The following is a 12,813-nucleotide window of genomic DNA, read 5'->3' on the forward strand; positions in this document are numbered from 1 at the left end:
TGTGGGTGGGGTACTCCCCTCCATGCACGGTGCCCGAGTGTAGTCGATCACAAGCATTTTGCCCACCCAGACCGACTAAGCTTCTCATTTCAACGCTAAGCCCCTTGCAGAGCCAAGCGCTGTCCATGGATAAAATTAAAAAGCATTGCCAGTGGGGTTATATGTTGATTGCGTTGTTGTAGACGATGCATCGGCGCCGCCATCCGTATCAAACTCTTTAGGGGCGTCTTCAGGCTTTGCGCCCTTAAGCATCCACAGCGTTGTTTCTAGCTCTTCCGGCCTCACCAAAACTTCTCGCGCTTTCGAGCCTTCCGATGGTCCCACGATCTCTCGAGATTCCATCAAATCCATTAAGCGGCCAGCTTTGGCAAAGCCAATGCGCAGTTTACGCTGCAGCATTGAGGTCGAACCCAACTGAGAAGTAATAACTAATTCAGCAGCTTGGAGCAGATCCTCCAAGTCATTTCCGATATCGGAGTCAATATCTTTCTTCGCCTCAGCTGCCTTATCAGTGGTCACGCCCTCGGTGTAATTAGGCTGGCCCTGTGCTTTCGCGGCGTCTACAACGGACTGGATTTCCTCATCAGTAACAAAGGCACCTTGAATACGCTGAGGCCTTCCTCCTTGCGGAATAAACAACCCATCGCCCATGCCGATAAGTTTTTCTGCCCCACCCTGATCCAAAATCACTCGCGAGTCGGTCAAGGATGAAGTAGCAAAGGCTAACCGGGACGGCACGTTTGTCTTAATCAGACCGGTCACAACGTCAACGGAGGGGCGCTGCGTAGCCAGGACCAAGTGGATTCCCGCTGCTCGCGCCTTTTGCGTAATTCGAACGATCGAATCCTCGATTTCCTTAGGCGCAGTCATCATCAGGTCTGCTAGCTCGTCGACAACGCACACGATATAGGGATACGCATGATATTCACGCTGCGACCCCATCGGAGATTGGATCTCGCCGGCATTAATCTTGCGGTTGAAGTCCTTAATGTGTCGCACACGCGCAGACTTCATATCCATGTACCGCTGCTCCATCTCCTCCACCAGCCATTGAAGCGCAGCCGCTGCCTTTTTAGGCTGAGTAATAATAGGAGTGATCAGGTGCGGAATACCCTCATAAGGCGTAAGCTCCACCATCTTTGGATCAACCAGAATCAGTCGTATGTCTTCAGGGGTTGCTCGGGTAAGCATGGATACCAGAAGCGAATTTACAAATGCCGATTTACCGGATCCAGTAGAACCCGCCACCAACAAGTGAGGCATCTTTTGCACCGAGTGCGCGACAAAGTCTCCCTCAATGTCTTTACCCAGGCCAATGAGCATCGGATCGGTGTCCGCCAGAACCTCAGGAGCATTCAACACGTCTCCTAGCCGAACCATCTCGCGGTCGGTATTAGGGACCTCAATGCCCACGGCCGATTTACCCGGAATCGGTGTCAGAAGGCGCACGTTGTCCGTCGCAACCGCGTACGCCAAGTTTGATTGGAGGTTTGTAATCTTGGATACCTTCACGCCCGGCCCCAACTCAACCTCATAACGGGTTACCGTTGGACCACGGGAGAATCCCGTCACGTGCGCGTCGACTTTAAACTCCGCGAAAACATCGGTGATCGCCTCAATCATCCGATCGTTGGCAGCTGAACGGGTTTTGGGCTGTTGTCCAGGGATAAGAAGCTCAGTACTAGGAACCTCGTAATCATCTGCTACGCGATCAACAGTCCTTGCATCTTCAACTCCCTGGTGGATTGTCGACGCCACCGGTTGCTGCGCACGCGCCGACACCGCTTCCTGTACCGCCTTACGCCCCGCCGCAACCACATCAGCAGCTGCCGCAGCAGCCGTCACAGCTTGGCCGGCAGCAGAAACATTGCCGGCCACCGCCCCTGAGACTGCACCGCCGACGTCCCCCGAGACGATCCCCGCTACTTGCTGGGCAGCGTTTCTAGCGGCCGAAGGACGTCTTTCCACCACTTCAGTCTTATCCGTGACGATCGGAAGCTCATCGGTATCAGAAATATCTCTAGGCAAGCGCGTATCATCGCTTCGCTTCGGCGCAGCGGGACGACGCCTCTGATCCGGGTTTGTCGGAACCTCAAATAGCCCAGTTTCTTCATCGTTTTCTTCCAATGGATAAGCATCCAAAGGCGTTGATGGCTTTTTGCTGATTCGTGAATCAATTTCAGATCTACCGCGAGAAGGCGCTGTGTTCTCAGCCCAGGTGCTCGTACGAGGCGCAGCCTTTCTGCTTGCCAACGCTCCCCTGCGAGACGATTCCCCTTCCGCACGTGCCTCTAGTTCTTCATCGACATCCGAATATTCCTCATCTGCATCGGCCCCGCGATGTTGGTTTATAAACTCGCGGAGGGCGTCGACAAGCTCCCGTGTTGTGATGTCTGTGATCCTCTGGGCCCCATAAATAATGATGATGACCAAAAGCGGGATAGCTAAATAGGAAGAAAAGCCTTTGGCCAAAATCCCACCGGTATACGCCCCCACGGCTCCACCAGCGGCAGCGCGACCCGGCCAGTCGGAAGGATTACCACCGAAAAGATGCACCAGGCCAAGCACGGACACCGCAATCAGAATCGTTCCGCCAACAATGCGTCCTCGCGAATCCGTGGACGGGAAATGCCCTAGCATCAGGGCAATAGCACCAGCAACCAGGAGAATTGGCAGAATCAGCGCCCCTGATCCGATGAGGAAATGCACCCCTGCAGAAATTCCCTCACCAATAGGTCCAGCGATGTTAAACCACACAGAGGCACCCAAAACGACGGCCAAAGCGATAAGGATAAGCCCAATAGAATCAGCGCGTTGCTCAGCTAGTCGGCCATCACCGTAATCATTGTCCTCCTCAACAGCATCATCCTCAGAGCTGCGGACAGCAGAACGCTTGCGACGAGCCTTATTATCTGTGTCATCGTCAAAGAACTCCTCGACCTCATCATCGTCTCGGTTTTTGCCGAGTCCTCCGATGACTCGAGTAAGAGATCCGACCCCTCGCGCCGTAGCGCCGAAGAGAGACGCCAGGCCACCACCGACAGCGCGGAAAGCACTGCCGGTCCGCTCCTCAGAAGTATCTGCGGCACGACGCGCAGACTGTGCAGGATGATTCACAGAAGAAGCACTCCTCTTATTACGACTGTTCGGCCCAGTTGACCCACCTGTAGCTCGTGGTGCGGATCTATTAGAAGATCCTCGCGAGCGTTTCTGGTGCGCCGAGGATCCGGCAGATCGGGAATTGCTTCTGACAGTCATGTAGCCAAGCTTAGACGCTCACGTCACATTCATCACATTCGCAACACTGCAAACTACCTTTTATTTAAGTCCAGCCTACAGGCCTGACCTAACAACTTTGCCAATATCTCGACACACGTCAATATCCACGGCGTCACGGCCGAAAGCCCACAACACTAGTTCTCCAACCCCGCCTCTGATATGGGTTACGGCGCTGCCAGAAGAGACCACTCCCCACGAATCCGCCACAACGATCCGTGGATAGCGATCAGGTTCCAGCACCACAGGCACCGATGACTTCCGCAGCAATTTAGGTGCAAAAAGACGTAGCAACCGCAACAAATCTTTCTCTGCTGTGTCACTCAAGCTACGCGGTTGTACCCCATGCCCAAGAGAATCCTCTCCTAGTGACGCTCCCCGACGCAGATCCTCGTGATGAACAAAATGTTCCGCCGTGTTGAGGAAAAAGTCCAGAGTTTTACTGCGTGAGAATCCCCGTTTTTCTTCCGTCCACGCCTCCACAATTTCAGTAAAAGGCATAGACGCAGTTTCTTGCGTGCGGCGCTTGAGCAGTGGGGATAACGCTGGCACAAACATTCCGGCAGTAGCCAGCGGATAGCGCTGCCTGACGTAGAGATGCACCGCTAAGTCCTCAGTGTTCCATCCTTCGCACAGCGTTGGCGCCTCTGCCCCTTTTTCTAGCAATAGCTCTGCTAATGCTAAGCGTTCCTGCTCTACAAATAACATAAGTCCCAGCATATCCTGGGAAGCACAAAGCGGGCAGCACCATCACATCTTTCCGGTGCCGCCCGCTTTTACTGCTGCTTTTTACAGGCTTTCGCGCGTTGCGCGAATCTCCTCTTCGTCCGCTTCCACCTGAGTCTGAGTCGTTGGGATAACGGTAGGCATAATCATTGGCTTACGACGCCACTTCTGCTCCACAAAACGAGAGACGCGACGACGCAGCTGCTGAACCATGCGGTAAGGATCATTCTCACCTTCACCAGCCAAGTCAGTCATGATGTTTTCCACCAGTTCGGTGACTTCAGGCATCATGGCAACGGCATCTTCGGAGAAGCCCTTAGCCTGCACAGTAGGACGCTCTAGCAGCCTTCCGGTTCGGTTATCAATCACTGCTGTGATTGCGATCAGGCCGCCTTCACCCAGGGAAGTCCGCTCCTCCAGAACCCCAGCGTCAATATCACCCATGGTGACACCGTCCACGTAGAGGTTACCGATCTGAATTTGTCCGACCACCCGAGCTCGTCCGTCAACGAGATCCACGACAACGCCATTTTGTGCAAGAACCACGCGATCGCGCTCCACACCAGTGGAGATTGCCAGTTCTTTGTTGGCCCGCAGATGGCGCCACTCTCCGTGCACCGGCATAGCGTTCACCGGACGAGCTGCGTTGTAGAGGAACAAAAGCTCACCGGAGTAACCGTGACCGGAGGTATGCACCTTAGCATCGCGGCTCGTCACGACGGTCGCACCAATCTGCGCCAGCATATTAATAACGCCGAACACGGCTTCCTCGTTACCAGGCACCAAGGAAGAAGAAAGGATAATCAGATCGCCATCGCGAACCGTGATCTGGCGATGCTCACGACGCGCCATGCGCGACAAGGCAGCCATGGGCTCACCCTGCGTACCCGTGGTGATGAGCATAACCTTGTGCGGCGCCATCTTTGCTGCATCATCCATGCTGACGATAGTTCCGCGAGGAGCCTTCAGGTAACCCATCTTTTCTGCGATTTCCATGTTTCGAATCATGGAACGCCCGTTGAATGCAACCTTACGACCCGAGGCCACTGCGGCATCTACCGCAGCCTGAACGCGGTAAACATTGGAGGCAAACGACGCTAGGATAACGCGCTGTTTTGCGTCACCGACAAGGCGCTTCAGAGTCGGCGCAATATCGGCTTCGGAGCCCGAAACGCCCGGCGTAGTTGCGTTGGTGGAGTCACAGAGCATGAGGTCAACGCCCTCATCACCAAAGCGAGACAGTGCGGGAAGATCGGTAGGACGCCCGTCTGTTGGGGTCTGATCGAGCTTGATGTCACCGGTATGGATCACCAAACCTGCACCAGTCTTAATGGCAAGACCTAAGCAATCCGGGATCGAGTGGTTAACGGCCCAGAAACGGATGTTAAAAGGCCCACGGTTAATATCAGACTTCTCATTTACCTCGATCAGCTTAGGACGCTGACGGTGCTCACGACACTTTGCAGCGATAAGAGCCAACGTAAATTTGGAAGCGTAGATGGGCAGGTCTGGGCGCAGTTTCAGTAGCCACGGAATAGCCCCAATGTGATCCTCATGTCCGTGAGTAACAACGAGCGCTTCGACCTTGTCCAGTTTGTCTTCGATCGGGCCAAAATCAGGCAAGATCAAATCCACGCCTGGCTCACCAGACGAGGGGAAAAGGACACCGCAGTCGACCAACAGCATTTTGTTGTTGTACTCAAAAACGGTCATATTGCGACCAATTTCAGAGATACCGCCAAGGGCGTAGATGCGCAGGCCATTCTTAGGCGCCTTGGGGGGCTCCGGAAGACGCTCGGTCAGATCCGCACCTTGCATGGATTTGACCACGTTACGACGGCCTCGGTTGCTCTTATTATTCTGAGGATTGTCACCACGGCGTGAGCGAGCATTGCGCGTCCCGTTTCCGGCTCGTCCCGAGTTGGAGCGGCCGCGGTTGCCTTTAGAGCTGGCATCTTGGTTGGAAGAGCCTTCGTCTGAAGCTTTCTTCTCCGTCTCAGCCTTCGCTGGTGCCTCTACAGATGCGTCAGGGGCTTGGAATACTGGTGTTTCAGTAGTCTCCGGCGGGCCAGCTTTACGAGTAACCTTTCGAGAACGGTTACGTGGTTCAGTCATATTTATAGAACTCCAGATTTATTCATGTCGTGTCGGAGACGCTCAAGCTCTTCTTCGCTTGGTGCGACAATAGGCAGTCGCGGGTCTCCGACCTCAATACCTTGTAGCCGCAATCCGGCTTTTGTGAGGCTTACGCCACCCAAACGTCCTTGAGCGGCGACTAATGATGAAAGTTTTGCGTTAATCTCACGCGCACGCGCAAGATCGCCGTTATTAAAACTTGTATGCAGTTCGCGCAATTCTTTTGGTGCCAAGTGACCAATCACGGAAATAAAGCCCACCGCGCCCACGGACAGCCATGGGAGGTTAAGTGGGTCATCACCTGAGTACCAGGCAAGTCCTGTTTCCTCGATGAGTGGTGTAGCAGCGGCAATATCGCCTTTTGCGTCTTTCACTCCCTTGATCGTAGGGATCTCAGCAAGACGACGCAGAGTATCCGGTTGAATAGGAACAACCGAACGTGGCGGAATATCATAAGCGCAGATTGGCAAGTCAGTGGCTTGCGCAACTGTCCGAAAATGCTGGTAGATCCCCTCTTGACTAGGTTTTGAATAGTAAGGGGTTACTACCAGAAGGGCATCGGCGCCAGCTTCAGCAGACGCACGAGCCATATCAACCGAAGCCGAAGTATTGTTTGTTCCAGCGCCCGCGATAATTTTAACGCGGTCACCGACCTCCGACTTAACGGCCTTGAGCAGGTCAATTTTTTCTTGCAGCGTTGTAGTTGGAGACTCACCGGTGGTTCCGGCGAGCACCAGCGTGTCGATTCCGTTGTCAGCCAAGTGTGCGGAAAGCTTCCGCCCTGCAGAAACATCGAGTTTCCCTGTGGCATCAAACGGTGTCACCATCGCTACGGTGACGGTACCGAAGTAGTCGCTACCCGTATTCGCTGTCAAACCTGTGCTCATGTGCCCTAAGGTTACCCGCAAATGAGCCGGAAGTTGACATCGGGGCAAGGATTCTCCCGCGTGTCGGGTCAAGTCACCCTCGTTGAGAGTTACTTTCTCTTCCGGCTTTCATATTCTCCACAGCAAAAATTTCATTAAAAATCTGTGACGTACGGGCTAGTCGCCATGCAGGAGCCGTCGGCAAGCGTGGACTCCTCAAAATCACCGAACAATACCGGCGATTGTTCCTTCAGCAGATGCAAGCATCGGATTGCCAGCGCTCGAATTTCTACATCAGCATGCTCTGTAGCTCTCATCCCAATGAAGTGACGCCATGTTCTGAAATTCCCGGTGACGAGTATTCGCGATTCTGTGGCATTGGGAAGTATCGCGCGTGCTGCTTGGCGAGCTTGCTTCTTTCGAAGAAGCGCATTCGGTTCTTTAGCTAATTTTTCTTCTAGCGCAGACAAAACCTCGATAAAAGCAAAGCGCGATTCATCTACTGCGTGGAGAAAAAGACGTCGCAATTCAGGGTCTTCCGCAATCAACGGCGGGATGATTACGTGAGAATCCTCGTGATGGACAAACCTCTGTGAGAGCTGCGAACAAGAAAAATGTCGATGCCGCATCAACTCATGCGCCGCTGATCGAGACAAACCTCGGATATATAAAGAAGCCGTAGCATGTTCTAAAAGCGCCATATGCCCTACCTCCATAATGTGTCGGAGGTAGGCATCGTTCTGGGCAGTCCTCACATTTGGTTTATCAAAAGTCTCGTAGCATGCGCGGCCGGCAAACTCCACTAACGCTTCAGAATCTTTAGCGGCAGGATCGCAAGCCCACGTGATACCAGTAGGAGGAGTAATAAACGTCGTGCAGGCCACCAATTGCACGTCGAGATGAGTTTCTACAGCCATTATGAGATATCGAGGTACTTATCTAGGCCAACGCTAAGACCAGGATGCTCATGGATCTTCCGTACCCCTACCAAAACTCCGGGGACAAAAGACGTACGGTCGTAGGAATCCTGGCGAATAGTCAAGGATTGACCCTGGGCCCCAAAAATAACTTCCTCATGCGCAACCATGCCGGTCATGCGCACAGCGTGCACCGGAACTCCGTCGACATCGGCTCCGCGGGAACCTGCAAGCGAATCTTTTGTTGCATCGGGCTGCTCGCCGAGCCCTGCTTCCTTACGAGCCTCGGCTATGCCTTGTGCTGTGTGGATAGCGGTTCCTGAGGGGGCGTCCAACTTATTGGGGTGATGGTATTCAACAACTTCAGCAGAATCGAAGAACTTAGCTGCCTGGCGGGCAAAGACCATAGTTAATACAGCCGAGATAGCAAAGTTAGGGGCGATCAGCACGCCCACCGAAGGATTTTTCTCCGCCCATTCTTCCACTTGAGCGAGTCGCTCTGCTGTAAAACCTGTAGTCCCCACGACGCAAGAAATACCGTGGTTGATGCAGAAATCCAAGTTGCCCATGACAGAATCAGGAGTGGTGAAATCAACGATTACCTCTGCCCCATTGTCAACGAGAACACTCAGGTCATCATCGCGGTCGATCTCGGCAACAAGTTCAAGATCTTTGGATTCGTTTACACCCGCTACTACGGCTTGACCAACGCGCCCACGAGCCCCGAGGACTCCTACTTTAATGGCCATGTCACTGTTCCTTTTCGTTTGTGGTTGGGTCAAAACATTAAGCAATTCCGCTTTTGTAGACTACAAAATAGGCTCGTGGAGGATACACCAATGCTCCCCACTGCGGGTATCCCTACGGCGTACAAGCTTCTCGACGCGGCCATAAAGATCCCGTCACTCATATACAACAGTAGCGATGCCCATCACTGGGGAGCAGAAGTAAGGATAAGGCAGAAAGCGCCTAAAGCGATCCCACCTTAGCCTTGTGTGTGCAGACTAGTCTTCCTTCACCGGTGCCAAGGAAATCTTGCCGCGGTTGTCTATATCGAGGATCTCCACCTCGACTTTGTCACCAACGTTGATTACGTCTTCTACCTTCTCTATGCGCTTACCGTTGCCGAGCTTAGAGATGTGGATGAGGCCGTCACGACCAGGTACGAGAGAAACAAATGCACCAAAAGCGGTGGTCTTAACGATGGTTCCGAGGAATCGCTCACCAGCCTTGGGCAACTGCGGATTAGCAATAGCATTGATCTTTTCGATCGCTGCTTCAGCGGCAGCTCCGGAGGTCGCGGAAACATAGACAGTTCCGTCTTCCTCAATGGAGATGTTTGCTCCGGTCTCCTCGGTGATCGAGTTGATCATCTTGCCCTTAGGCCCGATAACCTCACCGATCTTGCTGAGTGGAACAGTGACAGTCGTGATGCGCGGAGCATAGTCGCTCATCTCATCTGGGCTCTCAATGACCTCAGCCATGGTGTCCAGAATTGCTTCGCGGGCTTCATAAGCCTGTGCAAGCGCAGACGCGAGAACCTTGGAAGGAATGCCATCAAGCTTGGTATCCAGCTGTAGGGCCGTCACAAAGTCACGAGTTCCAGCAACCTTGAAGTCCATGTCACCAAAGGCATCCTCAGCGCCAAGGATATCTGTCAAAGCAACATAACGGGTTTCTCCGTCAACTTCATCAGACACCAGGCCCATAGCGATACCAGCCACTGAGGCCTTCAGAGGAACACCCGCGTTGTATAGCGAGAGCGTTGAGGCACACACCGAACCCATAGAGGTAGAACCGTTAGATCCGAGGGCTTCCGAAACCTGACGGATGGTGTAAGGGAACTCCTCGCGGGAAGGGATCACCGGCATAAGGGCGCGCTCGGCAAGCGCTCCATGGCCGATCTCGCGACGCTTCGGGGAACCCACACGGCCAGTTTCTCCGGTGGAGTACGGCGGGAAGTTGTAGTGATGGATGTAGCGCTTAGACGATGTAGGCGACAACGAATCAATCTGCTGCTCCATCTTGAGCATGTCTAGCGTGGTCACACCCAAGATCTGTGTCTCACCGCGCTCGAATAGAGCGGAACCGTGCGCACGTGGAACCAGCTCTACCTCTACTCCAAGATCGCGAATGTCAGTCACACCACGGCCATCAATGCGGAAGTGCTCGGTGAGAATCATGTGACGCACAAGCTTCTTCATCACTGCGTTATAAGCAGCGCGAATAGCCTTCGATGCAGCAGCTTCATCCTCAGAACCGAATTTTGCGAGCAACTCGCCCTCGATCGATTCCATGTACTCGTTGGTGGCGTCGTCACGCTCTTGCTTTGACTTAATGGTCAACAGCTGACGCAGTTTCTTAGAAACCTTCTTTTCCACAGCATCGTAAATAACGTCCGAATACGGTGGGAAAAGTGGGAATTCTTGAGTTTCCTTAGCTGTGCGTTCTGCCAGGCCAGCCTGTGCTCGGCACAAAACCTCGATGAAAGGCTTAGCTGCCTCTAGGCCTTGTGCAACGATCTCTTCTGTCGGCGCAGGAGCGCCACCCTTGATCTTTTCTACAACGTTCTCAGTAGCACCTGCTTCCACCATCATGATGGCAACGTCTTCGACAGTCTTACGACCCTGCTTCTTAGCGACAAGACGTCCGGCAACAACGAGCTCAAAAAGAGCCTTTTCGTGCTGCTCATGGGTCGGGAATGCAATCCACTGACCCTTGGGATGTGCTTCATCCGCGATAAGAGCCATGCGAACTCCGCCTACCGCACCCGACACCGGAAGACCGGAAAGCTGGGTAGCAGCTGATGCGCCGTTGATTGCAACAACGTCATAGTAGTCTTCTGGGTTGATGGACAAGACGGTGATAACAACCTGGACCTCATTGCGCAGTCCCTTAACAAAAGTCGGACGTAGCGGGCGGTCGATCAGGCGGCAAGCCAAGATTGCCTCAGTGGAGGGACGTCCCTCGCGACGGAAAAACGAACCTGGAATGCGGCCCGCTGCGTACATGCGCTCCTCGACGTCCACCGTTAGTGGGAAGAAGTCGAATCCTTCACGCGGCTGGTTAGAGGCCGTCGTGGTGGCCAACAGCATCGTCTCATCATCCAGGTACGTGGTGACAGAACCGTCGGCTTGCTTGGCCAGCTGGCCAGTTTCAAAGCGAATGGTACGGGTTCCGAAGTCGCCGTTGTCAATGGTGGCGATCGCTTCGGTAATACCGAATTCTTCATCTACGTTGAATTCGATGTTTTTTGCCTTGCTCAAAGTGCAGGTCTCCTCGTGGATATTCCTTCTCACAACGGTCATCGGTGCCGCGTGTTTCCAAAAAAGGTTTTGCGTCTAATGCAACGGCAGGATTTTAACACGTTTTCGCATCTTAAGCATAGCGAAGCCCCGTGGCTTTTAGTTTTACCTAAAACCACGGGGCGCCGCTTTAACGTCGAAAAGCTTATCGACGCAAGCCCAGACGAGCAATCAGATCACGGTAGCGATCAACATTGTTGTCTGCGAGGTACTTCAAGAGGCCCTTGCGACGACCAACGAGAAGCAGCAGACCACGACGAGAGTGGTGATCGTGCTTGTGGAACTTCAGGTGCTCGGTCAGCTGGTTGATGCGTGCGGAAAGCAACGCAACCTGTGCCTCAGGGGAACCGGTGTCGGTCTCGTGCAGACCGTACTCAGCCAAGATGGACTTCTTCTGCTCATTGCTCAAAGCCATGAGAAAACTCCTAGTTATTTCAGTCCACATAAATATGACTTGATAAAAGGAAACCGGGGGTTTCTCATTATCAAACCATTCCTATCACTGCTGTGGACCGCAGTGAAGAGAACGGAAGGAACACTACCATAGAAAGGACAGAAACAAAGGGATTTTCGAGTTTCCTCGCCTAGACGTAGATTCTCCCGGTCTGTTTTATCTACCGACCGCGTTTCCTACCAGCACTCGCGTAATGCGTTCCATGAATTCTTTGAGGAAGCGCTCTACGTCAACTGCCACTGCCACCTGGGCATTCTTGTGCGGATCTCCCAGTTTGACCTCATTACCGATTGTTCGTCCCCGCGTCGGCCCCTCGGTGTCCACTTTAAGATTCAGAGGAAGAGTAGTGACCAGACTTGGATCCACGGCTACTGCAACGGCCAGAGGGTCGTGCAGCCCGCAGCCGTCAAGGTGGGGCGCTATCGTGTCGTAGGCGCGAATGTAGTAATCGGTGGCGTCGGCAAGCACTGTTGCGGCCTCGGTGTTCAACGTCCTCCACGTGGCAGTCTCCTCATACGTCAACAGCGTTTGGAGTGTTACGTCAAGGCCGATCATCGTCACATCGGCGCAGTCTCGAACCATCATGTCTGCGGATTCTGGGTCTTGGTTGATGTTTGCCTCAGCCCACGTGTTCACATTCCCGGGAACCGTAAGCGCGCCTCCCATGAAAACGATATGAGCATTAGCTGCAAAATCTGGGTCTTTATCCATTGCCGCGGCGATGTTAGTCATGGCGCCTGTTGGGATAATGACCAAGTCATCGCCATAGGAAGCCACCGATTCAATCAGGAAATCAACTGCGGTTTTATCACTCACACTGGTTTGAGGCTGCTGCATCTTTGCCTCACCAATGCCGTTTTTTCCGTGGATAAACTCAGAAATTTCTAAAACGGAAAACCCATCTTTGGCCCGCGCATGAGGTTCACCAACAAAAACTGGAATATCGGGGCGCCCAAATAGTTCGAGGAGTGCTAGATCGTTGCGCGCACCATCGTCGACAAGTACGTTGCCATATGTCGCAGTGACACCAATGAGTTCCAGCTCTGGAGAACCTAGAGCATAGGCCAGTGCCAACGCATCATCGATGCCAGTGTCCAGGTCGAGGATTACCTTCTTTGCCATTCTCTGTCTTC

General features: G+C 53.4%; 9 protein-coding genes. All 9 read right to left on the reverse strand.

The genetic code is table 11. The features are described 5' to 3' along the window. Nucleotides 1–135 precede the first annotated feature (135 nt). Nucleotides 136–3,258 carry a DNA translocase FtsK gene (locus CBE74_RS19695; RefSeq protein ID WP_087454144.1) on the reverse strand — a complete coding sequence of 1,041 codons (3,123 nt, stop codon included), beginning with the start codon at nt 3,256–3,258 and terminating at the stop codon, nt 136–138. A 75-nt stretch (nt 3,259–3,333) separates the two neighbouring features. Then, nucleotides 3,334–3,996 carry a TIGR03085 family metal-binding protein gene (locus CBE74_RS19700; RefSeq protein ID WP_087454145.1) on the reverse strand — a complete coding sequence of 221 codons (663 nt, stop codon included), beginning with the start codon at nt 3,994–3,996 and terminating at the stop codon, nt 3,334–3,336. 69 nt (nt 3,997–4,065) lie between these two features. Continuing rightward, nucleotides 4,066–6,117 carry a ribonuclease J gene (locus tag CBE74_RS19705; protein ID WP_087454146.1) on the reverse strand — a complete coding sequence of 684 codons (2,052 nt, stop codon included), beginning with the start codon at nt 6,115–6,117 and terminating at the stop codon, nt 4,066–4,068. A 2-nt stretch (nt 6,118–6,119) separates the two neighbouring features. Next, the gene (gene dapA / locus CBE74_RS19710; protein WP_087454147.1) at nt 6,120–7,025 is read right to left on the reverse strand and encodes a 4-hydroxy-tetrahydrodipicolinate synthase; all 906 of its coding nucleotides are present in this window, start codon (nt 7,023–7,025) and stop codon (nt 6,120–6,122) included. 134 nt (nt 7,026–7,159) lie between these two features. After that, entirely contained in the window at nt 7,160–7,921 is a 762-nt protein-coding gene (thyX, locus tag CBE74_RS19715; protein ID WP_087454148.1) for an FAD-dependent thymidylate synthase, read from the reverse strand. Then, nucleotides 7,921–8,670: a 4-hydroxy-tetrahydrodipicolinate reductase gene (dapB, locus tag CBE74_RS19720; protein ID WP_087454149.1), complete on the reverse strand. Its 750-nt coding sequence runs from the start codon at nt 8,668–8,670 to the stop codon at nt 7,921–7,923. Before dapB ends, thyX begins: the two co-directional genes overlap by 1 nt. A gap of 255 nt (nt 8,671–8,925) precedes the next feature. Then, nucleotides 8,926–11,229 (reverse strand): polyribonucleotide nucleotidyltransferase, encoded by a 2,304-nt coding sequence (locus CBE74_RS19725; RefSeq protein WP_087454150.1) that lies wholly within the window; start codon nt 11,227–11,229, stop codon nt 8,926–8,928. A 142-nt stretch (nt 11,230–11,371) separates the two neighbouring features. Next, nucleotides 11,372–11,641, reverse strand: a complete 270-nt coding sequence (rpsO, locus tag CBE74_RS19730; protein WP_013242127.1) for a 30S ribosomal protein S15 — start codon at nt 11,639–11,641, stop codon at nt 11,372–11,374. Nucleotides 11,642–11,836: 195 nt separating this feature from the next. Beyond that, nucleotides 11,837–12,802, reverse strand: coding sequence for a nucleoside hydrolase (locus CBE74_RS19735; protein WP_087454151.1), 966 nt, complete (start codon nt 12,800–12,802; stop codon nt 11,837–11,839). Nucleotides 12,803–12,813: the final 11 nt, after the last annotated feature.

It is taken from the genome of Corynebacterium silvaticum, from assembly GCF_002162115.2.
Taxonomy (GTDB): domain Bacteria; phylum Actinomycetota; class Actinomycetes; order Mycobacteriales; family Mycobacteriaceae; genus Corynebacterium; species Corynebacterium silvaticum.

Bases quoted from the DNA above. Each gene is read 5' to 3' on its own strand.
- thyX (WP_087454148.1), bottom strand. From the start codon at position 7,921: ATGGCTGTAGAAACTCATCTCGACGTGCAATTGGTGGCCTGCACGACG.
- rpsO (WP_013242127.1), bottom strand. From the start codon at position 11,641: ATGGCTTTGAGCAATGAGCAGAAGAAGTCCATCTTGGCTGAGTACGGT.
- dapA (WP_087454147.1), bottom strand. From the start codon at position 7,025: ATGAGCACAGGTTTGACAGCGAATACGGGTAGCGACTACTTCGGTACC.
- dapB (WP_087454149.1), bottom strand. From the start codon at position 8,670: ATGGCCATTAAAGTAGGAGTCCTCGGGGCTCGTGGGCGCGTTGGTCAA.
- CBE74_RS19700 (WP_087454145.1), bottom strand. From the start codon at position 3,996: ATGCTGGGACTTATGTTATTTGTAGAGCAGGAACGCTTAGCATTAGCA.
- CBE74_RS19735 (WP_087454151.1), bottom strand. From the start codon at position 12,802: ATGGCAAAGAAGGTAATCCTCGACCTGGACACTGGCATCGATGATGCG.
- CBE74_RS19725 (WP_087454150.1), bottom strand. From the start codon at position 11,229: ATGACCGTTGTGAGAAGGAATATCCACGAGGAGACCTGCACTTTGAGC.
- CBE74_RS19695 (WP_087454144.1), bottom strand. From the start codon at position 3,258: ATGACTGTCAGAAGCAATTCCCGATCTGCCGGATCCTCGGCGCACCAG.
- CBE74_RS19705 (WP_087454146.1), bottom strand. From the start codon at position 6,117: ATGACTGAACCACGTAACCGTTCTCGAAAGGTTACTCGTAAAGCTGGC.